The following is a 25,277-nucleotide window of genomic DNA, read 5'->3' as shown; positions in this document are numbered from 1 at the left end:
CCCCACCACCGCCCCACCCCCCAACAGGTCATCGACTACCTCACCGGACCCCACACCACCCCCCACACCCTCACCCAGAACGACTGGCTCCCCGGACCCCTGGCCGACGAACTGAGCGAACGCGCCTCGGAGTTGGCCCGGCTGGAGACCAACGGGGGCGACCAGGCGGGCACCCCGGCCGAGGTCTCCGCTGACCGGGCCACCCCGGTCAGGCCCAGGGACCCGCGCGAGGGCCCGTACGACACCCCCACCCAGCAGATCACCGTCGCCCCCCGCCAGCGGTCACCCGAGCCACCGGCGCCCCCACCGGCAGGTCCCCCCGAGAAGCGGCAGCGGTCGGACACCCCCACCCCGGCCGGCGAGGGGTCGGCCGAGCCCGAGCCGGGTGGTGAGGCGCGCCCCCGCCCCTGGCGCCGTCGGCTGCTGGTGGGCGCGGCGGCCCTGGTCCTGGCCCTGCTGGCGGCGGCGGTGTGGTGGCCCGGGCTGTGGACCGGCGGCAAGAACGCGAACGGCGACCCCGACCCCAGCCCCTCCCCCACCCAGGCCGAGGGCGCGGTACCCGGGAAGTTCATCGGCTCCTGGCAGGGCGAACTCACCACCCGCCGGGGACTGCCCGGCGGCACCCTGGTGGTCACCCTGCGCCAGGGCCGCGAGGGGCAGGTGGTCGGCACCAGCAAGGTCAGCCTCGCCGGCGCCTCCTGCCCCGGCAAGTGGGTGCTGAAGAAGGCCACCGCGAACCGGATCACCGTCGAGACCCGGGCCCGGGACACCGCCGTCTGCTCCGGCGGCAGCGACCGCGAGGAGGCCACCTACCGCGACGGCAGGCTGGAGTTCCGGTCCCACGACGAACGCGGCGGCCGTCCCACCGGCACCCTGGAACGGCTGGAGTAGCCGGCCCCACCCCGGCCCCGCCCGGCCCCCTGACCCGAGGAGCGCCATGTCCGTACCCCGAACCGTCCACCAGGAGGGCGCCACCCTCGGCTACCGCGAGTGGGGCGACCCGCGCGGCCACCCCCTGCTGCTGCACCACGGCCTGGTCGGCGGCAGCCTCTCCTCGCCCCTGTGGGACGAGCTGGGCCGGCGGGAGGGGATACGGGTGATCTCGGTGGAACGCCCCGGCTACGGCGCCTCCCCGCCCGTACCCATGACGGCCGTCGGTGACTGGGCCCCGATGGCCCGGAGCCTGCTGGACGCCCTCGACGTGGAGCACCTGGACGTGGCCGGCGTCTCCGCCGGGGCCCCCTACTGCTACGCCCTGGCCGCCCGGCTGCCCGAACGGGTCCGTGGGGTGTGGGTGCTGTCCGGGCTGCCGTACGTCTACGACGACGCCGTACGGGCCCACTACCCCGACAGCTCCCTGCGGGCCTGGGAGTTCTACCGGGACGCCCCGCTGCCCGAGGTCGCCGCCAGCTTCGCCGAGGCGGCACCCCGCTTCGCCCGGACCTTCGCCGGCCAGCCCACCCTGCTGGGGGCGCTGGAGGAGATGGCGGGGCACGGACACCTGGGCCCGGCCCGGGAGGCCAAGCTCCAGGTGCGCCCCTGGGGCTTCGCGCTGTCCGAGGTCCGGGCACCGGTACGGCTGTGGCACTCCCCCGGGGACGACCAGGTGCCCTACCCGGCCGCCCGGGCCACCGCCGACCTGCTGCCCGACGCCCGGCTCACCGACCAGTCGGAGCCCTCCCACTTCCCCAGCGAGACGGTGGTGCGGCAGCTGATGGCCGAACTGGGGCAACGCCGGTAGACGGCTCGGGCGGCCGGCCTCACCCCGGGGGCGCCGGAGGCGCTGACGTACGCTGGACCGGCGCCGCCCGCCCGGCGCCGCGCCCCCGTGGGGGCCGTACCGCCCCGCCGCCACCCCGAAGGGACCGCCCGGTGTCCGAAGACGTCGACCAGCAGTCCGTACTCGACCGCGCCGCCGAGGGTGGCCGCATCACGCCCCAAGAGGCGGTCGACCTGTACCGCTCGGCACCGCTGCACGCGCTCGGCCGGGCCGCCGACGCCGTGCGCCGCCGCCGGTACGCGGGGGTGGAGCACATCGCCACCTACATCGTCGAGCGGAACATCAACTACACCAACTCCTGCGTGACCGCCTGCAAGTTCTGCGCCTTCTACGCCCCGCCCAAGAGCGAGGACGTGTGGGTGCGGGACCTGGACGACATCCTGCGCCGCTGCGCGGAGACCGTCGAACTGGGCGGCACCCAGATCATGTTCCAGGGCGGACACCACCCCGACTTCGGCGTGGAGTACTACGAGAAGCACTTCGCCGCCATCAAGAAGGCCCACCCCGAACTGGTCATCCACTCCCTGGGCGCCTCCGAGGTCGAGCACATGGCCCGCATCTCCGGCGTCACCCCCGAGGAGGCCATCCGCCGCATCCGCGACGCCGGACTGGACTCCTTCGCCGGCGCCGGCGCCGAACTCCTCCCCGCCCGCCCCCGCAAGGCCATCGCCCCCCTCAAGGAGTCCGGCGAACGCTGGCTGGAGATCATGGAGATCGCCCACGGCCTGGGCGTGGAATCCACCACCACCATGCTGATGGGCACCGGCGAGACCAACGCCGAACGCATCGAACACCTACGGATGATCCGCGACGTACAGGACCGCACCGGCGGCTTCCGCGCCTTCATCCCGTACACCTACCAGCCGAACAACAACAAGCTGCGCGGCCAGACCCAGGCCACCCTGTTCGAGTACCTGCGGATGATCGCCATCGCCCGGCTGTTCCTCGACAACGTCGCCCACATCCAGGGCTCCTGGCTGACCACCGGCAAGGAGATCGGCCAACTGTCCCTGCACTACGGGGCGGACGACCTCGGCTCGGTGATGCTGGAGGAGAACGTGGTCTCCTCCGCCGGCGCCAAGCACCGCTCCAACCGGCTGGAACTCCTCCACCTGATCCGGGACGCCGGACGGGTACCGGCCCAGCGGGCCACCACCTACGAACACCTGGTGGTCCACGACGACCCGGCCCAGGACCCCACCGACGACCGGGTGGTCTCCCACCTGTCCTCCACCGCCATCGAGGGCGGCACCGCCCACCCCGAACTGAAGCTGGTCGAGGCCAACTGACCCCGGGCGGGCCACCGGACACCCCCTGGGGCACACCCACGGCACGGCACGAGACGGCGGAGGGAGTCGAAGCGGTGCTTCGACGGCTGACGGCCCCGGCCACCGGGCACACGTACCGCCCGGTGGTCGACCGCCCCGAGGGGCCGGCCCGTTGACCCGCGTACTCCACGCGGCGGAGGAACTGCTGCCCGCGCTGGGCGCCGAGCCCGTACCCGACGGCGCGGTGCTGGTGGAGGGTGACCGCGTCCTGGACCTGGGCCCCCTGGAACGGCTGCGGGAGGCCAACCCCACCGCGCGGGTACGGAGTTGGGCCGGGCTGCTGCTGCCCGGCCTCACCCACCCCCACACCGGCCCGCTGCTGGAGGCGGCCTACCACCCCGACCCCCGCGAGTACGCCGCACTGGGCGACCAGCCTCTGACCGGCCCCGCCCTGGACGCCCTCGCACCGGACGACACCCGCTGGGGCGGCAGCGCCCGACGGGGCCTGCAACGGCTGCTGCGCCACGGGGTCACCGAGGTGACCGGCCCCTTCCACCGCCCGCCCGTCCAGGTCGCGGTACGCCGCTCGGGGCTGAGGTCCCGCCCGCCCTCGTACGCCGCCCCCTCCGACGCCGGCCCCGTACTGGACCCGCTGGCTCTGGCTCCCCTCGACGAGGTGCTGCTCGGCCGGCTGGCCCCCGGCGCCCCGGCCGACCTGACGGTGCTCGCCCTGACCGCACGGGACCTGGCCGAAACCCGGCTCGGGGGCGGCACCGACCGACCGGAGTGCCGGGCCACCGTGGTCGGGGGCCGGCTGCTGTACCGGGGCCGCTGACGCGCCCCTGAGCTGAGGGGTCACACCCTCGGCCGGCGACCCATCCGTCCCGGGCGACCACGCCGGACCGGAGGCGGCACCCACCCAGACGCCCGGCCGCCATGCCCAGCGGCCGACTCCCGTACCGGAACCGCTGAGGGGCCGTGCCCTTCCGGCAGCCCCTCGGGAGACCCCGGACACCGTCGGACATCAACCCGGTCTCGTCCCGGTCACCCCGGGCAACCGCGCCGGACCCGGGGCGGTCCCACCCGGGAGCACCGTACGAACGAGACCGTGGGAACGGGCCCGCCCCCAGGGGCCGGTGAGCTGGAGGTCCGATGCGTGACCGGGAGAAGCGGGCACTCGCCACGGCGGGGAGCCTGCTGCTGTTGACCCCGCTGGTGGCCGCCTGCGGAGACGAGGGGGCCACCCCACCCAGGACGCCCACCGGCGCGGACCAGCGCGCCCGGGGCGAGGGCGGGGCGTCGCTCACCCTGCCCGACGGCACCCGGGTGGAGGTCCGGTGCGCGGACCGCTCCGGCCGGCGGGTGCTCAGCGAACGCCACCGCCCCTCGGGGGGCGACTGGTCCCGGCCCCGGAAGCTGCACGCCAGTGACCAGGAGGCCTGCCAGGAAGTGGAGTTGGCCTCCTCTCAGGGCACCGTCGCGGTGAACGCCGACTTCGGGCCGCCCACCGGGGTGGGGCAGCCGCCGGAGGAGACCCTGGCCGCCGTCGGCGCGGAAGGGCTGGACGAGTGGCGGACCCGCCTGGTGAAGGACTCCGACGGCTGGGACCGGGTGAACGTCTCCGACGGTGGCGGCACCGCCGCCTTCCTGGCGTACACCGAGAAGACCGTCACCACTCTGTGGTGGACCAGGGACGACGGCTTCACCGGCCCCCGTACGAGGAAGCGCCCGCCCAAGCGGCTGGACCGGGACTTCCACGGGAGCTGGAAGACCGGCGACGGTTCGTGGCGCCTGGCCGTCCAACCTCGTGGCAGGGGCGGGGTCGCCACCTTCTTCCGCGCCGACGGCACGGAATGCGTGGTACGGGTCGCGCTGTGGCCCAACTCCCGCCGGGTGGGCGAGTTCACCGAGGTCCACCGGGACCGGGGCTCCTACTCCCCGAAGTGCCCGGGCTGGAGCACCGACGACTTCGTGAAGCTGAACGCCGAGGGGGACGCCCTCACCTTCCAGGTCTCCCGGCTCCGCTTCACCCGCACCGAACCCGACTCCCGTGAACGGAAGCTCCCCGAACCGCCTGGGCCGGTCCCCGCGCTGGACCGGGCGTGGCGTGGCGAGTGGCGGCCGAAGGACGGTGGCCCGAAGGTCACCCTCACCGAGGAGCGGCCGGGCCACCCTCGGGCGACCTTCACCGACCGGCGCGGCGGCACCTGCGTCGTACGGGTCGAACTGTTCGTCGCCCACGTCGACTTGCTCACCGACACCGCGAACAGCGAGCCCCGGGTACTGAAGGGGAAGCGGACCGCCGACTGCCCACCCCGGGAGTTCCGGTTGCGGCTGGCCGAGGACGGCGACTCCTTCCGACTGGAACGCCAGGGGAAACCCGACCGGGTCTTCGTACGCCCCGGGAACTGAACGCGATGGAGCCGGGCCGAGGGGGCGTCCCGGCCGACGGCCGGGGCCATGGGCGAGAATGGCCGGGTGAGCCGAGCAGACCTGCACAAGCAGCCCCACGAGGTGGCCGCCATGTTCGACGACGTGGCGGCACGGTACGACCTGACCAACGACGTGCTGTCCCTGGGGCAGGCGCGGCTGTGGCGCCGGGAGGTGCGGCGGGCAGTGGCCGCCCGGCCGGGGGAACGGGTGCTGGACCTGGCCGCCGGTACCGGCACCTCCTCCCTGCCGTTCGCCGAGGACGGGGCCGAGACGGTCTGCGGCGACTTCAGCCTCGGCATGTTGCGGGAGGGCCGCCGGCGCCACCCGTGGATGCCGTTCGTCGCCGCCGACGCCACCCGACTCCCGTTCCGGGACGGGGTGTTCGACGCGGTGACCATCTCCTTCGGGCTGCGGAACGTGCAGGACACCGAGGGCGCGCTGGGTGAGCTGTGCCGCGTCACCAAACCCGGGGGGCGGCTGCTGGTGTGCGAGTTCAGCCACCCGGTGTGGGGGCCGTTCCACACCGTCTACACCGAGTACCTGATGCGGGCCCTGCCCCCGGTCGCCCGCGCGGTGTCCAGCAGCCCGGACGCCTACGTCTACCTCGCGGAGTCCATCCGGGCCTGGCCCACCCAGCCCGAACTGGCCCGGCTGATCGGCAAGGCCGGCTGGGGCCGGGTGGCCTGGCGCAACCTCACCGGGGGCATCGTCGCCCTGCACCGGGCCTACCGCCCCTGAGCGGTACCGGCCCGGGGTGGCTACGATGCCGCCGTGGCGGAGACGACGTACGACTGGGACCGGCCCGAGGGCATCCTCGCGGCGCTGAACGACACCCCGTTGCCCGAGCTGCGGCGGCGGGCGGCGGTCGTGACCGACCTGGCGGCCGTGATCCCGCTGTACGTGTCCGCGTCCCCGTCGTACCGGCTGGGCAACGCGACCCGGTACGCCTGCAACGACTCCGGTGGCTCCTCGAACACCCTCTATGTCACCGACGACGGTCGGGCACTGCTGCTCGGCCTCAGCCGTGACAGCGAACTGCACGTGGGCCGGGAGAACAACGGGAGGGACTTCGCGAACCTGCGGGACCTGTACCGGGGGGTGCCCGAGGACCTGATGCGGTACGCCGGGGACCGCACCGACGCCTACGAGAACCTGACCGTGACCGACCGGGAGACGGGCGCCTCGCTGCTGCTGGTGTCCGGGGCGTGCTGGTTCGACGGTGAACAGTGGCACTTCGCCCGGGGGCTGCTGGACCTCTGTGCGGCGGAGGGCCTCAACCCGGCCTTCGAGGCGGGACTGGTCCCGGACGAGTACCTGCTCGGCCACGAGTTCACCCTGGAGAACTTCTTCGAGGAGTACATCGGCCCCGGGGTGCTGTCCGACGAGGAGTGGGCGGAGTCGGTGGCCCTCGCCCGCCCCGTCTTCGAGCGGTACCCCCAGCCCTGAGCCGCCCCGAGGGGCGGCTCAGCCACGACGCGGTTCAGGTCAGCAGGGCCTCCACCGCCGCGTCCAGGGTGCCCCGGTCCAGCTCGTGGGTGAGCCGCTCGCGGGCCTCCCCCGCCGGCAGCCACTCCATCTCGTCCACCTCGGGCCCGGGCCGGAACGCCCCCTGGGTCGCCTCGGCCGTCCAGTAGTGGACCTCCTTGGGGCGGCCCGCCGACACGTAGCGCACGGTGGGCAGTTGGAGGCCCAGCGCGCAGTCCATACCGGTCTCCTCCCGCACCTCCCGGACCGCCGCCAGGGGGAACGACTCCTCGGGGTGCAGCTTGCCCTTGGGCAGCGACCAGTCGTCGTACTTGGGCCGATGGATCACCGCGAACTCCACCGCCTCCTCCCCCGGCCGCCACAGCACACAGCCAGCCGCGCGTACCGGCTCGTCAAGGGGGTGGGGATCGGACATCGATGGCCTCCTCCGTGTACGCCGATTCGGCCTCGATGTTCCACCCCCACCCCGGAACGAAACGCCCCCCACCCCTCCGGGGTGGCGGTCCAGGGGGTGGCGACGTGGAACTGCCCCCTCAGAGGGAACCGTCAGGCTCACTGAGGTGGGCGTAGGCGGCCTCGGCCTGACGTCCGGGCGCGGTACCGGTGGGGGCGTGCGCGAGGAAGCCGGTGGTGGTGCCGTCGAAGGTGACGGTTCCCCGTTCGAGCACGGTGACGTGGTGGGCCTCCTCGGCCAGGTCGGCGACGTCGTGGGTGGAGAGCAGTACCCGGACGTGCTCGGTGAGCGGGACCAGCAGGTCCCGGAAGAGGCGCCGCTGGCGGGGGTCCATGCCGGCGGTGGGTTCGTCCAGCAGCAGGACGCGCGCCTCGTGGACCAGGGCGGAGGCGACGCCGACCCGGCGGAGCTGTCCTCCCGAGAGTCTCCCGGTCCGGGTGTCCGCCTGGGGCGTCAGCTCCACCCGGGCGAGCGCGCCGGCCGCCCGGTCCCAGGCGTCGCGCCGGTTCATGCCCTTGAGCCAGCCGGTGTACGCGACCTGTTCGCGGGCGGTGAGCCCGCCCATGGCGGTGATCTGCTGGGGCATCCACGCCACCGCCGCCCGGAAGGTGCGGTGGTGCGAGGGCACGCCCTCGTGGGTGACGGTCCCCTGACGGGGGCGGGTGACGCCGGCGGCGAGTTTGAGCAGGGTGGACTTCCCCGCTCCGTTGGGGCCCAGCAACACGGTGAGGCCCGGGGGGAGTTCGTAGCTGAGGTCCCTGAGGATCGGAGGGGCCCAGGGGCGGTAGGCGAAGGTGCAGGAGTCCAGGTGGAGGCTCATGGGTGTCGTCCCGTTCAGGTGCGGGTGGGGGGTCGGTGCAGGGCCAGGGCGAGGAGGCCGACCAGCAGGGAGACCGTGGCGGCGACCAGGGAGGCCGGGTCACCCGGTTCGCGGGGGAGGACCGTCCAGAACAACGGGTGCCCCTGCCGGAAGCCGAACAGCATCACCGCCGTCAACCAGGCGACCGGCACCATCACCCCCGCCGGACCGGTCAACGGCCGTACGCACAGGGCCAGTCCACAGAGGAAGGCGGTGTTGCGCCCCAGCGAGAGGGCGGCCGGGGCGTCGAGAACGGCTCCGAGTACCAGGCCCACCAGGCTCGCGGCGGCCACGGTGGCGAGCGCGAGCCCGACGTCCCAGAGCCGGACCGTACGTACGGCGGTGGCCTCGGCCGGAAGCCGGTTCTCCAGGCAGAGGAGCAGCGTGGCGTAGAGGGGCACCGGGACCAGCAGCATGGCCACCACGGGGTTGTCGCCCCCGGTGAGGAAGGACGGCAGGCGGGCGACGGTGTCCTGGAGGAGGACCGTCAGGACGGTGAAGGCGAGGAGCGCGCCCGACAGGTACGTGGTGACGCGACGGGCCCTGAGCCACCAGAGCATCAGTCGTCCTCCCCCGTCGAGGACCGCGTACAGGCCCGCTCCCGCTGCTGGTGGTACCAGGCACTCTGTGCCCGCGCGGACTTCGCCCGCACCACGTCCACCGTCCGCCGGGCGGTTCGCACCAACCTGTCGCCACCGTCCGTCCGCCCCAACTCCCGGCGCTGCTCCCGGAGATAGGGCTTCTCCAGTCCGGTGACCCGGGCCGCCCACAGTCCCGTGCTGCGGGCCGCCAGCTCGTCCCGGGGTTCGGCGCAGGGGAGTTCGTTCACCCGGCGCAGCGCCTGGTACGAGGTGGTACCCGCACGCTGGCTCGACGTCAGCGGCAGCCGCCAGCGCGTGGCCGTACCGGCGGAACGGTGCTCCGCGACACTGTCGAGTACGGACACCGGCTCCGGGGTGCGGACACCGGCCGCGCGGAGCCTTGCCAGCGGGGCCATGACCTCGGCCTGGGCCCGCCGGGGGTCGGCCCGCCCGGCGGAGGGCACGCAGACCCGGGGAGCGGAGTTCACACAGCTCCAGTCCACCGGGGCGGCCACCTCGGGCGCGGTCGGCCCCCAGTCCCTGACCTGGTGGTACGCGGCGAGGGTGCCCGTGACCCCGACGGCGACCGCGAGCGCGAGCACCAGTGGGCGGAGGCGCCGGTGGCCGGGGGTGACCCACAGCAGCAGGACGCCCGTGGCGAGGCTTCCGGCGAACAGCAGGTGCGGGGCGACCGAACCCCAGGGCAGGGCGCTGCCGAAGCCCACCACCCCGAAGTACTGGCCCGCCAGGTGCCGTGGCCACATCGTCTCGCCGGAGGAGGCGGAGGCGACGACCACGTAGAACACCCCCACGGCGAGCACCGGCGCGGCCACGAGTCGGGGCACCCGGAGGCCCACCGCGAAGCCGAGCACCGCGTGGGCGCAGCAGACCCCCAGCGGCATCACCACCAGTGGGAGCGCGTCGAGGGGGAACCCCAACCCCTCCCGTACCAGGCCCACCACCACCGGTGTCAGTACGGTCAGCCACGCCAGCCCCACCACCGGCACCAGCACCTGGAGGGCCACCGTGAAGCGGCTTCGGGCCGGCGCCAGCAGGAAGACCTGGCCCCTCGTCAGCCGTCCGGCCTCCCAGGCGGCCAACGCCGAGGCGGCGGCGTAGGCGATGGCGGAGGCCGGGTTCAGTACCAGGGAGACCACCGTCGGGGCGTAGTCGATCGGGCCCCGGCTGTGGGCGTAGTCCTCGGTGAAGACCACGTACAGGTACAGGACGACCAGCGCCAGAACCACGGGAGAGGCCCACAGGGCACTGCTGGAACGAAGGACGGTACGAAACCTCATGAACACGCGCTCCGGGGAGAAGGCCACAGGCACCCGACTCCCCGGAGCCCCCGTGGACCCATGCGATGGTCTGGCGCGGACCACGGCCTTCCGCACCCGCGAGGCGGGGCCCGTTCCGACGCCAGTGGGCCTGTTGGTCTGTGCGTCCCTCCCCGCGTTCGCCCGACAGTGCTCCCACCCTAGGAAGCGGTGGCCCGTTCCCCCTCGCGCACGAACGGAAGGGGAGGGTCCGCGAGTTCGGTGCCCCCTTCGGCCGACGCCCGCTGCCGGGGGGCGCCCGCCGTACGGAGCCGCTCCGACCTGGCGGAAGCCCGGGCGGTCACCAACTCCCCGGCAGGGCCCCCGACTTGGCTTCCTGCCCCAGGGGGTTCGCCGCGTCGTCGAGCCACGGATGCGTACCGGTGTCATCCACCGTCAGGCCGAACCGCTGGAGGTGCGGCTGCCCCTCCCGCCGCCACCAGGAGTACGCGCGGACCAACTCGGCCCACAGGTTCCGTGGCCCGTAGACGGTCACCGCGCCCGACCGCCACCACTCACCGTGGCGGACGACGGTGACCGACGTCCCGGCCTCGTCCCAGAGCTGGGACTGCCTCCGCTGCCCCTCTCCCCGGTGGGCGTAGGCGACGTCCGGCAGTTGAAGGCCGAGTACGAACCGCTGGGACCAGTCCCCGGCGAACACCTCCTCGGGGTCGATCACCGAGCTCTCCCTACACGCCACGTCAGGCGGGTGGAGACGGTTCCGGGGCCGATGGCCTCGGGCCCACAGGTAACAGGCCCCGCCGACGAACCTCCCCGTCGCCACCCCGCCGCTGACCACGAGCCGCAACAGGCCACCGGCGGCGAACAGCGTGTTGAACGGCGCCAGGATGACGGCGCTCTCGCCCGCCTGCCGACGCCACTGCCCGGGGATGTGGCGCACGGCCGCCGTCGCGATGATCCGGTCGTACGGCGCACGGGGTGGCCAACCGACCAACCCGTCACCGTTCACCGTCGTGGGCGCGTAGCCGGCCCCTTCCAGGTTGGCCGCTCCACGGGCCGCCAGGACGGGATCGCACTCGATCGTCGTCACCCGGTCGCCGCCGACCAGTTCGCACAGCAGCGCGGAGTCGTAGCCGGAGGCCGTACCGATGTGCAGGACACGGTGGTCCGGCCGCACGTCAAGCTGGTTCAGCTTCTCGAAGGCGATGTCCAGTGCCGAGATCGAGGACGTGAACTCGCCCCGGGCCGGCCCCTGTTCGGGGGTCACCTCGTCGTCGATCTGCGTGATCAGGGAACGGTGGGTGCCCCACACCGCCCACCGCCACGCGTCCTCGTCCCTGGACCTGTCGATGACCTCGTGCAGCCCGTTCTCGTCGGTGTCGTACCCCCAGAACCGGGCCGGGGCGAACGCCTCCCGGTCGACGGCGTCGAAGGCCGACCGGAGGCCCGGGGACCGGAACGCCCCCATGACCTCAAGCTCCGCGCGGGCGATCTCCCGCTGGTCCATGGCCTGACTCACCTCGGCCGGGAACCGTCGGGAGACGGCGGCTGCGGCGGCGGGGTCCACGGCTTGTCGTCCGGTGGCCCTCCGTGCTTGCCGTCGTCGACCGTCCACACCACGCACATGCGCGTACCTCCTTGTACGGGGAGAATCCCAACGAGGCGACGCGGATCCGCTCAACGCGGCCCGGGTCGAACCACTGACCACGCTAGGGGCCGCGAGCGCCCGACTCCCCCTCGATTGCACCGGATTGCGCACCACTACCGGAGGCCGCTCCGCACCTCGGCGACCAGGGCTCGCAGCGATTCGCCGTACACCGCCTGACGCCTGAGCTGGACGAACGTGTCCTCGTACGCCGCTATCTCACTCGGCTCCGTCACGGTGAGGTACCCCGCGACCAACTCGACGTTCACCTGTTCCTGGTCGAAGATCCAGAAGCCTTCAACCGGCATACGCCGACGGCTGGTTGACGCGGGCACCACTCCCAGGCTGACGTGCGGCCGGCTCGCCACGTCGAGGAGACGGTCGAGCTGGGCGCGCAGGGCGTCGGCGGTACACGGCCCGTTGCGCAGAACGGACTCCTCCACCAGAAACGCGAACCGGCGCGAGCCCTCGGTCAGAACCTGCTGACGGTCCATACGAACGGCCACCGCCTCGGCCACGTCGTCGACCGCGACACGTCTTCTCTGTACGGCCCGGAGAACGGCCTCGGTGTAGGCGGCCGTCTGGAGCAGACCGGGCACGAACCACGAGGAGTAGGCACGGAACCGGTACGTACGCTCGAACAGCGGAAGACGTCTCTCCTGGGCCTGTCGCAGCCCGGTACGCTCCATGCGCCGCCAGCCGATCCACATGCCCTCGGCGGAACGCAGGGACTCGATCAGGTCCGCCGCCTGCTCTTCCGCTCCGCACGCGCGGGCCCACACTCTGATGTCGTCGGCGGACGGCAGGGTCCTGGCGTTCATCACCCGCGACGACTTGGACGGGTGCCAGCCGCACTCGGCGGCCAGGGTGGCGCCGGTGTGTCCCGCGTCCCGACACAGTTCCGCGAGCCGGTCCGCGAGAGCTTGCCGGGCCCGCTGGGCACTGGAGGACGGTGACCGCGCCACGATCTCAGACGGGCCGGTAGTCCTCGTGCGGGACGGCCAGGTCCCACGCCTCTTCCACCGCGTCGGCGAACCGCTGGACGCACGTCGCCTCCTCGACGTACTCCCGCCCGTCCTCGGCGAGTTGGCCGTCCCCGGTGAAGTGGTGGAGGAGGGCGAGCTTCCGGTCGAACACCCACCCGTCCGTCGCCGGCAGCAACAGGCGCGACGCCCTGCGACGAGGCAGCCAACGCACCTGTTCGCCCGCCGCGAGGTTCGTGAACGTCACGTCGTACTCGTACCTGACGTAGTCACTCAGCGGCTCGGACACGACTCGCACGCGCCGCACCTCGACCCCCCGGGCGACCGCGTCGGCCACGGCGTCGTGCCAACCTCCCCACCACTCCCCCCGGTCGGCGGGATCCAGGCGTACACCGTCCCGCCATGCGAGGAACCCGGGGTCGTCGGCCATGTATCCGTCGCGCAGTTCGATGTGCACCGCGGACTGTCGTGCTTCCGCGAGTGCGCTACGCGCTGGGGGTCGCACTGTCGATCTCTCCGTTGCTCTGGTCCGCGAGTTGGTGAATGTACTGCAACATTTCAGCGGGCAGGCGGACCATCACCTCGTGGTCCGGTACCTCGGTCGAGTGCCCGGGAACGGAACCCACCTCCTGGCACTTCCTCACCTCGTCCGGCGTCGCCCGATACGACTGGATCAGCAGGTCTCCCGTTTCGGAGTCGAGCCAGATCGTCGGGGACTCGTCAGTCGGAGTGTTACTGATGATTCCCAGGAACGTGTACGACACTTCCACCCCCTGCTGGATAGCGGATCCCCCGGCCTTGGAAAAGCCTCACCATCCCGGGTGAGCAGCATCAAGAGAGCACCGAAGCACACCGGGAGCGTCGACGTGGTCAGCCAGGTGGGGCGGGTGACAACGACGACTGGCCTCGCCCTTCAGGGGAATCACTCCACGGAAGACGGTGGCTCCGCCCCCTGGGGCAGCCGATGAGGGTTCTGATCGCGTATGAGGAGCGGTGGGAAATGCGGATCGATCTGAGCAACGCGGACTGGCGGAAGTCGACTTACTCCGACAACGGCAGCAATGCCTGTGTTGAGGTTGCCGCCGGTCTCCCCGGCATCGTTCCGGTACGGGACTCCAAGGACGTGTCCCTGCCGGCTCTGGTCGCCTCGGACGAGGCATGGGGCGCCTTCCTGGAGTCCCTCAAGGCATGACATCCCAAGGCCCCCACCCCGACGGGGTGGGGGTTCCGCGTTCGGCTGACAGGGGCCCCAGCGCCTTCCGTGGGCAGCGGGAGCGCAGAAGGGCGCGGTCGCGAACCCACAAGGGTTGAAGACGCCCCGCCCCTCAGACCGGCGAAGGTCGCCCCCTCCCGGGGGGGGCGGCCCTCAACCAGGTCAACGCCCCACGCCCACACCGAAGTTGGCGCACCACCAGGGACAGTGGCCGACCGGCGAGCCCTCCGGGGCACCCCAACACCCGGGGCACCGCCCGACGCCTGGTCCAGCCCCCTCCCCCGGCGAGACAGGGTCCCGCGCGACCCCCCTCACCCCTCACCCACGGCCGAGGCCGCCGTGCGGGCCCTCCCCCCTCACCCCCTCACCCCCTCACCCCCTCACCCCCTCACCCCACGGTCGGGGGTCGTTCCCGCGTACCCGACGCGAAGTGGTCCCCTCGGGGTCACCGCGCTCGGGGTGGGCCCCCCTCGGGGTCACCCGCCCCTCAGCCGCCCGACTCCCGGCCACCCGACTCGGGGTGAGCCGACTCGGGGGTGGCGTTCCAGAGTTGGCCGAAGGCGAAGCGGGTGGCCTCGACCTGGTGCCGTTGGTCGGCGTGCAGGACCCCGAGGGCGTAGGCGGTGGCCGGGGCGATGCGGGGGGTGCGGGCGGCCTCGGCGGCGGCTGCCGCCGCCTCCGCCGCGTCCCGGTGCCGTTCCAGTACCTCGCCGGCGGACACCAAGGTGCCCTGGGGCAGGGCGGGTGGGGCGGGGGTGACCTCCAGGGCGTAGCGGTGTCGGGCGAGCCGGAGGCGTACCCGGCGCCAGGACAGGTCCTCGGCGGTCTCGGCGACGAGGACGTGGGCGAGGCCCTCGGCGCGGTAGGGGTGGGGGGCGGGGGGTGACAGTTCGGCCACCGCCTCGCGCAGTGCCGCTCCGGTGGCCTCGGCCAGGGGGCCGGTACGGAAGCGGGCGGGCTCGCCGGGGTCGGCGAGCGGTACCTCGGAGGCGAGTACCGCGACCGCGTCGGCCACCGCGTGGAAGCGGGAGGAGCCGAGGGACCTGAGGGCGGCGGAGTGGGCGCGGGTGCGGGCCAGGGTCAGTTGGCGTTCCAGCAGGGCGGCGGCCCGGGCGGCTCCTCCGGGGAGGGCGCCGCGTACCAGGCCGGCGGTGTCGGCGGGTGCGGGACCGGGGTCGCTGGCCAGCCGGTGGAGGGCGGTCAGCAGGCGTTCCAGTCGGCTGGCGAGTACGTGTTCGCGGACCATGACGCCGGCCAGCCAGCCGAGTTCGGGGCGGAGCCGGTCGGCCCAGTCGGGGTCGAGGAGCGGGTGGAAGGTCTCCAGGGTGGCGTTGATCCGGCGGGCGGCCCGGTCCAGTCGCCGTACCGCCTCGGCCTCCTCGGGGGCGCGGTCGGCGCTGCCGGAGGCCTCGGAGTGGTCGCGCAGCGCGCGCAGGAGGTCGGCGGCGCGGGCGCGCAGGTAGTCGGTCAGGACCGGCGCCTCCCCGGGGTGCGGCACCGTGGCGGGCGGGCCGGCGGGCGCCGCGATCCGGGGCACGGTGGGGGCGCGGGTGGCGGGAGTGGCGGCCCCGGGGGCGGTGTTCCTAGGTGGTCTGGGGGACACGTCGGCGCCTCCGGGCGTCGATGAGCATCTCCTGGATGTTCCGCAAGGGTTGTCCCTCCGCGTCGAGCGAGTGGCGGGTCCAGTCACCGTCCGGGCCCAGGTGCCAGGAGGCGGTGGTGTCGGAGGTGCCGTTCTGCACCAGCTTGTTGAGCTGGGCGCGGTGGGCGGGGTCGGTGACCCGTACCAGCGCCTCGATACGGCGGTCCAGGTTGCGGTGCATCATGTCGGCGCTGCCGATCCACACCTCGGGTTCGCCGGCGTTGCCGAAGACGAAGACCCGGGAGTGTTCCAGGAAGCGGCCGAGCACGCTGCGTACCCGGATGGTCTCGCTGAGCCCGGGGACGCCGGGGCGCAGGGCGCAGATGCCGCGTACCCAGACGTCGACGGGTACGCCCTCCCGGGAGGCCCGGTAGAGGGCGTCGATCACGGCCTCGTCGACCATGGAGTTGACCTTGATGCGGACGTAGGCGTCCTGGCCGGCGCGGTGGTGGGCGATCTCCCGCTGGATACGGCGGATGAGGCCGTCCCGCAGGGACCGGGGGGCGACCAGCAGCCGGCGGTAGGTCTCCCGGCGGGAGTAGCCGGAGAGCCGGTTGAACAGGTCGGACAGGTCGGCGGCGACCTCCTGGTCGGCGGTGAGCAGGCCGAGGTCCTCGTAGAGCCGGGCGGTCTTGGGGTGGTAGTTGCCGGTGCCCACGTGGGCGTAGCGGCGGAGGCGTTCGCCCTCCTGCCTCACGACCAGGGAGAGCTTGCAGTGGGTTTTCAGGCCCACCAGCCCGTAGACCACGTGGCAGCCGGACTCCTCCAGTTTGCGGGCCCACTTGATGTTGGCCTGCTCGTCGAAGCGGGCCTTGATCTCGACCAGGACCAGCACCTGCTTGCCGGACTCGGCGGCGTCGATCAGGGCGTCCACGATCGGGGAGTCGCCGGAGGTGCGGTACAGGGTCTGCTTGATGGCCAGTACGTCCGGGTCGGCGGCGGCCTGTTCCAGGAAGGCCTGTACGGAGGTGGAGAAGGAGTCGTACGGGTGGTGGAGGAGCACGTCCCGTTCCCGCAGGGCGGCGAAGATGTCCGGGGCGGAGGCGGACTCCACCTCGGCCAGGTCGCGGTTGGTGCCGGCGACGAACTTGGGGTACCGCAGCTCGGGCCGGTCGATGGAGCCGACGATGGTGGACAGCCCGGACAGGTCCATCGGTCCGGGCAGCGGGTAGACCTCCGCCTCGGACACCTTCAGCTCCCGTACCAGCAGGTCCAGTACGTACGGGTCGATGTCCTCCTCGACCTCCAGCCGTACCGGGGGGCCGAAGCGTCGGCGCAGCAGTTCCTTCTCCAGGGCCTGGAGGAGGTTCTCGGCGTCGTCCTCCTCGACCTCCAGGTCCTCGTTGCGGGTGACCCGGAACATGTGGTGGGCCAGTACCTCCATCCCGGGGAACAGCTCCTCCAGGTGGGCCGCGATCACGTCCTCCAGGGGGACGAACCGCTGCGCGGAGGCCTCCAGGAAGCGGGTCAGCAGGGGCGGGACCTTCACCCGGGCGAAGTGCTGGTGGCCGGAGACCGGGTTGCGCACCACCACGGCGAGGTTCAGCGAGAGGCCGGAGATGTACGGGAAGGGGTGGGCGGGGTCGACGGCCAGCGGGGTCAGCACCGGGTAGATCTGCTGCCGGAAGAGGGTGAACAGCCGGGACTGCTCCTTGTCGGTCAGCTCGTTCCAGCGCACCAGGTGCAGGCCCTCGTCGGCGAGGGCGGGGGCGACGTCCTGCTGGTAGCAGGCGGCGTGCCGGGCCATCAGCTCCCGGGAGCGGGTCCAGATGTGTTCCAGTACCTCGCGGGGCTGGAGGCCCGAGGCGGAGCGGGTGGCCACCCCGGTGGCGATGCGGCGCTTGAGGCCGGCGACCCGCACCATGAAGAACTCGTCCAGGTTGCTGGCGAAGATCGCCAGGAAGTTGGCCCGCTCCAGCAGGGGCACGCTGGGGTCCTCGGCCAGTTCCAGTACGCGTTCGTTGAAGCCCAGCCAGGAGCGTTCCCGGTCCAGGAACCGGTCGGAGGGCAGGTCCTCCTCGGCGGCCCGCTGGGCGTCGTCCTCGCGGTAGGCGTCCAGGTCGGAGTCGAGGTCGGGTTCCAGTTCGGACACCAGCGAGGGTGCCACGGCGTTCGGGCGGTGCGCGGCGATCGAGCCCACCGAGGGCTGGGCGGGGGCCGGGGAGGACGACGGTGGCTGGCTCATTCCCCCATTCTTCCGCCGAGTGCCCATCTCGGACACCTCGGCGAGGGCCCCGGGCCGGCTGGCCTGCGGGGCGCCCTCCCGGCCGGGCCGGGGCGAGGTGTCTCGGGGGGACGGCATGGGGTGAGCGTCCCAGGCCAGGTTGAATCGATGGTTACGGCGACATGGCGGCCAGGCGAGCGGGCGGGGCCGGGGCGTTTCCCCTACGGGGCGTGCCGACCGGGCCGTACCAGGGGGTCACACGGACACGGGGCGGCCGGGGGCCGGGCCCACCCGTCGGCGGGTGGGCCCGGGGCGCGCTCAGTGTTCGGTGCGGTACATCAGGTCCTTCTCGTGGACGTGGAACCCCAGCCGCTCGTACACCGTCACCGCCGCCGTGTTGTCCGCGTCCACGTAGAGCATGGCGGTGGGCAGTGCCCGGTCCCGGGCCAGGTGGCGCAGGCCCAGCACGGTGAGGGCCTTCCCCAGGCCGGAGCCCTGGGCGCGGGGGCTGACCCCCAGTACGTAGACCTCGCCCAGCCGCTCGGCGCTGTGGACCTTGGTCCAGTGGAAGCCCAGCAGGGTGCCCGAGGTGTCCTCGGCGAGGAAGAAGCCGCCCGGGTCGAACCAGGGCTCGGCCATCCGGTCGGCCAGGTCCCGTCGGGTCAGCGAGCCCTGTTCCGGGTGGTGGGCGAAGGCCTCGGCGTTCAGCTCCAGCCAGGCGGCCTCGTCCTGTCCGGGGACGAAGGACCGTACCCGCACACCCTCGGGAAAGGTGGGCTCGGGCAGGTCGAGGTCGGCCAACGACCGCCGCATCTGCCGGAGTTCGCGGAACAGGGTGAGCCCCAGCGTCTGGGCCAGGTGGCGGGCGGCGGGGTGCCCTCCGTGCGCCCACAGCCGCAGCCGTCTGCCGGACAGGTTCAGGAGTTCGGTGCCCAGCGCCCGGCCGTACCCCTGACCCCGGTGCGAGGGGTGCACCACCATCTCGCTGGCCGGTGCCTCGACCGGGTCGGTGTCCTCCAGCTGCGCGTACCCCACCAGGGCTCGGCCGTCCCTCAGCAACAGGTGCCGTACGCCCTCCCGGCGCCCGCCGCGCAGTTGCAGCCGCCCCTGTTCGGACACCGCCGGTTGCCCGTCCACCTCGGCACCGGCGTCGAGCAGCGCCTCAACCTCCGGTACGACATCGGGAGTTACCTCGTCCACCACCAGCACGTCGCTCATACCCGGAGCTTACGGTGCCGGCGGCCCCTCCCGGGCGGCCCCGGCGGCCGGCGGGCGGCGTGTGTGGGGGCGGGTAACGCGCCGGGCTGGGGAGTCGCCGGGGAGTTGGGGAAGACCGAAGGGGGCGCCGGTCAACGCCGGGTGAGCGCCGGCCCCGGTCCTGCGGTACCCCAACCCGGCCTCGGCGAGGGGCCGTTGCCCACCTCGGGGGCCAACAGCGGGGGGTCGGGCGCCCGCTGGGCTTGACCCAGACGTAACCTCAGGGCTCCTGACACGCTACGCGCGTTGCGTTAGCTTTTCTGCGCCACACGACCACCCCCCACCCCCGAGGGAGCCCAGGTGCCCACGAAGAGAACCCCCAGACCGCGGGCCCGCAAGTGGGCTGCCGCACTGACCGTGCTGGCCGCCGCCACCGGACTGCTGACCACCGCACTGCCGGCCGGCGCGGACGGCCGGGGCGGGGGCAAGGGCGACGACACCGTCGACGTACAGCTGCTGTCCTTCAACGACCTGCACGGCAACCTGGAGCCGCCGCAGGGGTCCTCGGGCGAGGTGACGAAGAAGCACGAGGACGGCACCACCGAGCAGGTCAAGGCCGGCGGGGTGGAGTACCTGGCCTCCAGCCTGCGGGAGGCCCGGGACGGGCACCCGTACTCGGTGACCGCCGCGGCCGGTGACATGGTGGGCGCCAGCCCCCTGATCTCCGGGCTGTTCCACGACGAACCCACCATCGAGGCCCTCAACTCCCTGGACCTGGACGTCACCTCGGTGGGCAACCACGAGTTCGACGAGGGCCGCAAGGAGCTGAAGCGGCTCCAGAACGGCGGCTGCCACCCGGTGGACGGCTGCGCGGAGGAGGGCAAGACCTTCGCCGGCGCCGACTTCCCGTACCTGGCGGCCAACGTCACCGACAAGAAGAGCGGCAAGCCGCTGATGAAGCCGTACAGCGTCTGGAAGCACAAGGGCGTGAAGATCGGCTTCATCGGCGTCACCCTGGAGGGCACCCCGGACATCGTGTCCGGTGACGGCGTCAAGGGACTGAAGTTCCACGACGAGGTCAAGACCATCAACAAGTACGCCAAGAAGCTCCAGGCCAAGGGCGTGAAGTCGATCGTGGCGCTGGTCCACGAGGGCGGCGAGCCGGCCGACCAGTCCTACAACTACGACTGTGACAGCCCCGGCCCGGGCGACGGCATCTCCGGCCCCATCGCCGACATCGCCAAGAAGGTCACCCCCAAGGTCGACGCCCTGGTCACCGGCCACACCCACCAGGCGTACGTGTGCACCCTGCCCGACCCCTCGGGTGCCCCCCGGATGGTGACCTCGGCCTCCTCCTTCGGGAAGCTCTACACCGACACCACCCTCACCTACGACCGCAAGACCCGCGACATCGTGCGCACCAGCGTCAAGTCCGCCAACCACGTGGTGAACCGGGACCAGCCCAAGGCCACCGACATGACGGCCCTGATCAAGCGCTGGAACAAGCTGGCCGCCCCGGTGGCGAAGAAGCCCATCGGCTGGATCAGCGAGGACATCAAGGCACCGAGCGACCAGCCCGAGGCGCCCCTCGGCGACCTGATCGCCGACGCCCAGCTGGCCAGCGCCAAGGAGAAGGACGACAAGGCCGAACTGGCCCTGATGAACTCCGGCGGCATCCGCACCGACCTGGTGTACGAGGCCTCCGGTGACGAGGGCGACGGTGTGGTCACCTACTCCGAGGCCTTCGACGTCCAGCCGTTCTCCAACACCGTGAACGTCGTGGACCTCACCGGCGAGCAGCTGCTGAAGGTCCTCCAGGAGCAGGTCACCGGGGACAACGAGTCCCAGAACAAGATCCTCCAGGTCTCCGACGGCTTCACCTACACCCTGGACACCACCAAGTCCGGCGCGGACAAGATCGTCGCCGACTCGGTGAAGCTCAACGACGAGCCCCTGGAGTCCGACCGCACCTACCGGGTCGCCATCAACTCCTTCCTGGCCGGCGGCGGAGACGGCTTCCCCACCCTCGGCGAGGGCACCAACCCGCTGGTGGGCGACGACGACATGGCCGCGCTGGAGAACTACCTCAGCGCCAACTCCTCGGACGGCAAGCCGCTGCCCACCCCGAAGGCGGACCGGATCACCGTGAAGAAGTAACCACCACCCCGGCGCCGTTGATCGGCGCCCCTCCCCCGGCGTCGGGTCACCGACACCGGGGACCCGCTCCCCGAGCGCCCCGTGGGCCCTCCTCCCCGAGGAGGGCCCACGGTCGTGTTCCCCTCCCGTCACCGAACCCCGAAGTGGCCGCGTACCGGGGGGTGTGGGCGGAGGTGAGCCCGCTGGGCGTGGGTCACCCTCGGGTGAGAAACTGGGAAACCGGCCACGTGCCCGGGGCGCCGCCCGGAGGATGGGGCGGGTGACCACCACGGACCTCTGGCACCACTACGGCCGCACCCGAGCCGGGCGGGACCGTTCCGTACCCGCCGCCTTCCACTGGACCTGGAGCCAGGACGGGGGCCCCGGCCCGGAGGTTCTGGGCGATCTGAGGGGGCGGGTCGTCGGTGACCTCGGCGCGGGCGCCGCGCGGCACGCCGCGTACCTGGCGACCCGTCACCAGCCGGACCGCGTCGTCGCGGTCGACGCCTCCCCCGCGCAGTGCGCCATGGCCGGCGACCTCTACGGCCGCCACACACCGAGGCTGCGCGTCCTGAGGTCCGACGCGGTGGAGCACCTGCACGCGTCGCCGGACACCTACGACGTGCTCTACAGCGTCTTCGGCGCCGTCGACTTCACCGACCCCCGCAAACTGCTGCCGGCCGCGAACGCCGCCCTGCGGCCCCGGGGCCGGCTGGTCTTCTCCACCCTCGCCCACCACCTCACCGGCACACCCGCGCGGTGGGACGTCGTGGCCTCCGAGATCCCCGCGAGGACCCCCGACCGCGAACCGGCCGTGCTACGACGCTGGGTCCTCCAGCAGCCCCTGTGGACCGAACTCCTTGACCGGGCGGGGTTCGTGGACGCCGACGTCGTGGTCCTGCCCCCTGTCGCCGAAGGACCACGAGCGGCGAGCACCCTGCTGGTGACGGCCTTCCGCCCCCTCCCCTGAACCTCCGCCGCTCCGTCACCGAACCCCGAAGTGGCCACGTATCGGGGGTGTGGGCGGAGGTGAACCCGCTGGACGTGGGTCGACGAGCGTCGGAGGCCTCTGAACCCGGCGCCCCGAGCCCCCGTCGCCCCGGTCAGTCGCGACGGATCAACTCCGGGTCCACGCGCCGGCCGACCAGGGGCAGGGTGCCGAGGGCGGCGACCAGGAGCACCCCGAGGGCCGCCGCGAGGACCAGGGGAACCCCGTCGCCGTCCCAGAAGACCTGCCCGCCGCCGGTCACCAGGTAGGCGGACTCGGCGAGTCGCCCCGCGACCACGGCGAGGAGCAGCCCGGCCGCCAGGGGGAGCACCACCTGTACGCACTGCACCGCCCGCAGGGTGCGGGCGCGTGCCCCGAGCAGGGCCAGGGCGATCACCTGGGGTCGGCGCTCCACGGACCGGTCGGTCACCGCGACCAGGAAGGCGGCCACACCGATCACCAGGCCGAGCACCATCCCGAGGGCGAGCAGGGTCTCGATGACCGTGATCTGTTGCAGTGCCTCGACGTTGATCCCGACCGGTTCGACCTCGATGGTGGGGGCGACGGCTCCGATCGCGTCCAGTACCGCCCGTACGGTGGCCGGTGCCGAGGAGCTGGAGACCACGAGGGTGCCCGACGCGGGTCGCGCGCCCTCCGGCAGCCGTTCGGGCGGGACGAGCAGCGGCAACGACAGGTTCGACGGGTCGTTGCCCTCGTACCGCAGCCCCCTGTCCGGCACCCTGAGGGTCAGCTGGGTCCGCTCCCCGTCCCGTATGAGGGGGAACCGGCTGACGTCGGCGAGTGGTTCGGTCGCCTCGTTGACGTTGACCAGTCGCGTGACCCGGCCGTCCTGGCAGCCGGCCGCCCGGTGGACCAGCTCGCGGAACTGGGCGCAGGTCGCCACCACGGCGTCAGCGGAGACCACCTGTTCGTCGCCGCTCCCCCGCGCCTCCATGACCACGGCGTGGGCCCTGACCTCGGGGATGCGCTGGATACCGCGCTGTTGCTCGGCGGTGAGCCGCTCCAGGGGCAGGCCGTACTCCTGGGTGGGTGACTCGGGGCGGAGGATCTGGCTCTCCTCCACCAGTACCCCCTGGGCCAGCGAGGCGGAGAAGACCAGCAGCACGAGGCCGGTGACCACGCGCATGGCGCTGCCCGGTTCGACCTCGTTACGGCGCATGGCCATGCTCAGCGTCAGGGACTCGGAGCGGGCGAGCCACCTGGCGAGCAGATGGGACAGCAGGGGCGCCATCAGCACCAGGCCGAGTCCGGTCAGCAGCACCCCGGCGAGGAGCAGGGGTACGTGGACGCCGACGCTCTGCGCGGGGTGGTCGGTGAGGCCGGTCGCCGCGTAACCGGAGACGATGCCCAGTCCGGCGACGAAGCACAGTCCGCTCCACATCCGGGGCGGGCGGGGTACGGCGGTACGCCGGGTGGCCAGCGGATTGGAGGCGGCCGACCGGGCGGACAGCCGGCCGGTGCACCACGCCAGGGCCGGCGCCCCCAGCAGGCAGACCGCGAGGGTGCCCGCCGACAGCGCCCCGTCGTCCGGGTACCACCGCATTCCGGGCAGCCCCGCCCGGGCCATGCCCTGGTTCAGCAACACGTACTCGCCGATGCCCAGTACGGCGCCGACCAGGGCGGCGACCACGGTCTCTGCGGCGTTCACGCGCCGTACGCCCCGGGCGCTGACCCCCAGCAGACGGAGCGAGGCCAGCCGGCGGTTGCGGCTGGCGGCGGACAGTCTGGCGCAGACCGAGAGGAACACGGCCAGCGGCAGCAGGACCAGCGTGGCCAGGGTGAAACGGAGCATGTCGAGGGTGGACGGTTCGACGGTGGGGCTGGGGGTGTAGTCGACGCCGAAGCCCCTCAGGTCCCGGGTGCCGTCGTCCCGCAGCAGCCGGGACCTGTCGGTACCCACGTAGGCGTACAGCTCGGAGGGGTCGGTGAGTCCCTCGGGGGAGATCAGGCCCCGCTCCCGGCCGGGCAGCAGGCCCTTCAGGGCGGGCTCCCGGCGCAGCTGGTCGTGCAGCGCCGGGGACACGAACACCTCGCCGGGGCCCGGGAGTCGGTCCAGCCCGGGTGGCGGGGCGGGGGTGTAGCGAGTGCCCTGGGCGAGGAAGACCCGGTGGAAGGGCTTCGCTCCGTGGGGGTCGGAGCGGTTCAGTACCAGGGTGCGGTGCTGGGTCGGTTTGCCGCTGTGGGTGTCCGGCTCCCGAGCCGAGCCCCGGCCGTCCCGCGCGTCCAGGATGGCGGGGATGGTCAGCACCAGGGCCAGGCAGCACACCCCGAGGGAACTGCCGAGCGTCATCAGCGCGAACCGGACCCGTGTGCCGCGTCCCGAGCCGAACAGCAGCCGGAGTCCGAGGACGAACTCCCTCATCGCGCGGCCCCCGCCATGTCGAGGACGCCGTCGGCCATCGTGTACCGGGTGTCCGCCTGGGACGCCACCGTCGTGTCGTGGGTGACCAGCAGCACCGCGGTGCCCCGCGACCTCGCCAGTTCCAGGAACTCCCTGAGCACCGCGCCCGCGTTGGCGCTGTCCAGGGACCCGGTGGGTTCGTCGGCGAAGACCACCGTCGGGCGGTGCACCAACGCCCGGGCCACGGCGACACGTTGGCTCTGCCCGCCGGACACCTGCCCGGGCCGTCGTTCCCGCAGGTCCCCGATACCGAGCCGGTCCAGCACCTCGCCGGCCTCCCGCAGCGCGGCACGCTTACGCCGGCCGGCGAGGCGGAGGGGCAGGGCGGTGTTCTCCTCGACGGTCAGCTCGGGGAGCAGTTCGCCGTACTGGAAGACGAACCCGAACCGCTCCCGCCGCAGTGTGCTGATCTCCTCGTCGTCGAGGTCGCCGAGCACGCGCCCCTCGAACCGGACCTCGCCACGGTCGACCGGGAGGACCCCGGCCAGGCAGTACAGGAGCGAGGACTTGCCCGATCCGCTGGCTCCGGTGATGGCGGCCACCTCACCGGCCGCGAGGCTCAGGTGCGCCTCCCGTACGGCGGGGGTCTCCCCGTAACGAAGGCTGACCCCACTGGCACGCAGGACTTCTGACGTACTGATGTCTCCCCCAGGGCCCGGTGGACGGCGTGACGCTAACAAGGGCCCGCCCGGGTCGGGTTGGTGTGGGGAAAGCCGCGAGGAAACGCGGGGCGGGGCGGCAGCGGGGCGC

Annotated in this window: 22 protein-coding genes and 1 pseudogene; 10 read left to right on the top strand and 13 right to left on the bottom strand. The window is 72.8% G+C overall.

Annotated features, from left to right (window positions below; genetic code table 11):
* The 7 genes and pseudogenes from ABZT14_RS14265 to ABZT14_RS14235 form a co-directional block, all read left to right on the top strand.
* A pseudogene (locus ABZT14_RS14265) lies at positions 1-891 on the top strand (hypothetical protein); the annotation flags it as partial.
* A gap of 46 nt (positions 892-937) precedes the next feature.
* On the top strand, positions 938-1,741 hold the full coding sequence (locus ABZT14_RS14260; RefSeq protein ID WP_356301213.1) for an alpha/beta hydrolase: 804 nt from the start codon (positions 938-940) through the stop codon (positions 1,739-1,741).
* 131 nt (positions 1,742-1,872) lie between these two features.
* A complete protein-coding gene (gene mqnC, locus ABZT14_RS14255) occupies positions 1,873-3,069 on the top strand; it encodes a cyclic dehypoxanthinyl futalosine synthase (RefSeq protein ID WP_356301210.1) in 1,197 nt (398 codons plus the stop codon).
* Between the two features lie 151 nt (positions 3,070-3,220).
* Positions 3,221-3,883 (top strand): hypothetical protein, encoded by a 663-nt coding sequence (locus tag ABZT14_RS14250; protein WP_356301207.1) that lies wholly within the window; start codon positions 3,221-3,223, stop codon positions 3,881-3,883.
* A 317-nt stretch (positions 3,884-4,200) separates the two neighbouring features.
* Complete coding sequence (locus ABZT14_RS14245) at positions 4,201-5,460, top strand: hypothetical protein (protein WP_356301204.1); 1,260 nt, start codon at positions 4,201-4,203, stop codon at positions 5,458-5,460.
* 66 nt (positions 5,461-5,526) lie between these two features.
* Positions 5,527-6,219 (top strand): demethylmenaquinone methyltransferase, encoded by a 693-nt coding sequence (locus tag ABZT14_RS14240; RefSeq protein ID WP_356301201.1) that lies wholly within the window; start codon positions 5,527-5,529, stop codon positions 6,217-6,219.
* Between the two features lie 33 nt (positions 6,220-6,252).
* A complete protein-coding gene (locus ABZT14_RS14235) occupies positions 6,253-6,927 on the top strand; it encodes a hypothetical protein (RefSeq protein WP_356301198.1) in 675 nt (224 codons plus the stop codon).
* Between the two features lie 34 nt (positions 6,928-6,961).
* Here the strand turns inward: ABZT14_RS14235 and ABZT14_RS14230 are convergent, their stop codons facing one another.
* The 8 genes from ABZT14_RS14230 to ABZT14_RS14195 all read right to left on the bottom strand — a co-directional run bounded on the left by ABZT14_RS14230 (position 6,962) and on the right by ABZT14_RS14195 (position 13,529).
* Positions 6,962-7,381: an NUDIX hydrolase gene (locus ABZT14_RS14230; RefSeq protein ID WP_356301195.1), complete on the bottom strand. Its 420-nt coding sequence runs from the start codon at positions 7,379-7,381 to the stop codon at positions 6,962-6,964.
* A 118-nt stretch (positions 7,382-7,499) separates the two neighbouring features.
* A complete protein-coding gene (locus tag ABZT14_RS14225; RefSeq protein WP_356301192.1) occupies positions 7,500-8,240 on the bottom strand; it encodes an ATP-binding cassette domain-containing protein in 741 nt (246 codons plus the stop codon).
* A gap of 14 nt (positions 8,241-8,254) precedes the next feature.
* On the bottom strand, positions 8,255-8,839 hold the full coding sequence (locus ABZT14_RS14220; protein ID WP_356301189.1) for a hypothetical protein: 585 nt from the start codon (positions 8,837-8,839) through the stop codon (positions 8,255-8,257).
* The gene (locus ABZT14_RS14215) at positions 8,839-10,158 is read right to left on the bottom strand and encodes a hypothetical protein (RefSeq protein ID WP_356301186.1); all 1,320 of its coding nucleotides are present in this window, start codon (positions 10,156-10,158) and stop codon (positions 8,839-8,841) included. The genes ABZT14_RS14220 and ABZT14_RS14215 overlap by 1 nt, the downstream gene beginning before the upstream one ends.
* Before the next feature lie 319 nt (positions 10,159-10,477).
* Positions 10,478-11,644: a hypothetical protein gene (locus ABZT14_RS14210; RefSeq protein ID WP_356301183.1), complete on the bottom strand. Its 1,167-nt coding sequence runs from the start codon at positions 11,642-11,644 to the stop codon at positions 10,478-10,480.
* Between the two features lie 254 nt (positions 11,645-11,898).
* The gene (locus ABZT14_RS14205) at positions 11,899-12,747 is read right to left on the bottom strand and encodes a helix-turn-helix transcriptional regulator (protein ID WP_356301180.1); all 849 of its coding nucleotides are present in this window, start codon (positions 12,745-12,747) and stop codon (positions 11,899-11,901) included.
* A 4-nt stretch (positions 12,748-12,751) separates the two neighbouring features.
* Entirely contained in the window at positions 12,752-13,270 is a 519-nt protein-coding gene (locus ABZT14_RS14200; RefSeq protein WP_356301177.1) for a DUF6879 family protein, read from the bottom strand.
* Entirely contained in the window at positions 13,251-13,529 is a 279-nt protein-coding gene (locus tag ABZT14_RS14195; RefSeq protein ID WP_356301284.1) for a hypothetical protein, read from the bottom strand. The genes ABZT14_RS14200 and ABZT14_RS14195 overlap by 20 nt, the downstream gene beginning before the upstream one ends.
* Positions 13,530-13,765: 236 nt before the next feature.
* Between ABZT14_RS14195 and ABZT14_RS14190 the strand changes: the two genes are divergently transcribed.
* Positions 13,766-13,957 carry a DUF397 domain-containing protein gene (locus tag ABZT14_RS14190; RefSeq protein WP_356301174.1) on the top strand — a complete coding sequence of 64 codons (192 nt, stop codon included), beginning with the start codon at positions 13,766-13,768 and terminating at the stop codon, positions 13,955-13,957.
* A gap of 508 nt (positions 13,958-14,465) precedes the next feature.
* On the opposite strand, the gene ABZT14_RS14185 is transcribed toward ABZT14_RS14190, so the two are convergent.
* The 3 genes from ABZT14_RS14185 to mshD form a co-directional block, all read right to left on the bottom strand.
* Positions 14,466-15,476, bottom strand: a complete 1,011-nt coding sequence (locus tag ABZT14_RS14185; protein WP_356301281.1) for a CHAD domain-containing protein — start codon at positions 15,474-15,476, stop codon at positions 14,466-14,468.
* A gap of 85 nt (positions 15,477-15,561) precedes the next feature.
* The gene (locus tag ABZT14_RS14180; RefSeq protein WP_356301170.1) at positions 15,562-17,805 is read right to left on the bottom strand and encodes an RNA degradosome polyphosphate kinase; all 2,244 of its coding nucleotides are present in this window, start codon (positions 17,803-17,805) and stop codon (positions 15,562-15,564) included.
* A gap of 297 nt (positions 17,806-18,102) precedes the next feature.
* Entirely contained in the window at positions 18,103-19,002 is a 900-nt protein-coding gene (mshD, locus tag ABZT14_RS14175) for a mycothiol synthase (protein ID WP_356301167.1), read from the bottom strand.
* 339 nt (positions 19,003-19,341) lie between these two features.
* Between mshD and ABZT14_RS14170 the strand changes: the two genes are divergently transcribed.
* Complete coding sequence (locus tag ABZT14_RS14170; RefSeq protein WP_356301164.1) at positions 19,342-21,138, top strand: bifunctional metallophosphatase/5'-nucleotidase; 1,797 nt, start codon at positions 19,342-19,344, stop codon at positions 21,136-21,138.
* Positions 21,139-21,397: 259 nt separating this feature from the next.
* Complete coding sequence (locus ABZT14_RS14165; RefSeq protein ID WP_356301161.1) at positions 21,398-22,087, top strand: class I SAM-dependent methyltransferase; 690 nt, start codon at positions 21,398-21,400, stop codon at positions 22,085-22,087.
* A gap of 133 nt (positions 22,088-22,220) precedes the next feature.
* Here ABZT14_RS14165 and ABZT14_RS14160 read toward each other — a convergent pair whose 3' ends face one another.
* Complete coding sequence (locus ABZT14_RS14160) at positions 22,221-24,488, bottom strand: ABC transporter permease (protein WP_356301158.1); 2,268 nt, start codon at positions 24,486-24,488, stop codon at positions 22,221-22,223.
* Positions 24,485-25,168, bottom strand: a complete 684-nt coding sequence (locus ABZT14_RS14155; protein ID WP_356301279.1) for an ABC transporter ATP-binding protein — start codon at positions 25,166-25,168, stop codon at positions 24,485-24,487. The genes ABZT14_RS14160 and ABZT14_RS14155 overlap by 4 nt, the downstream gene beginning before the upstream one ends.
* Between the last annotated feature and the right edge of the window lie 109 nt (positions 25,169-25,277).

Source organism: Streptomyces sp. NPDC005438 (assembly GCF_040606315.1).
Lineage (GTDB): Bacteria > Actinomycetota > Actinomycetes > Streptomycetales > Streptomycetaceae > Streptomyces.
The sequence above is the reverse complement of the archived record's forward strand: the minus strand, read 5'-3'. Positions and strand labels throughout refer to the sequence as shown.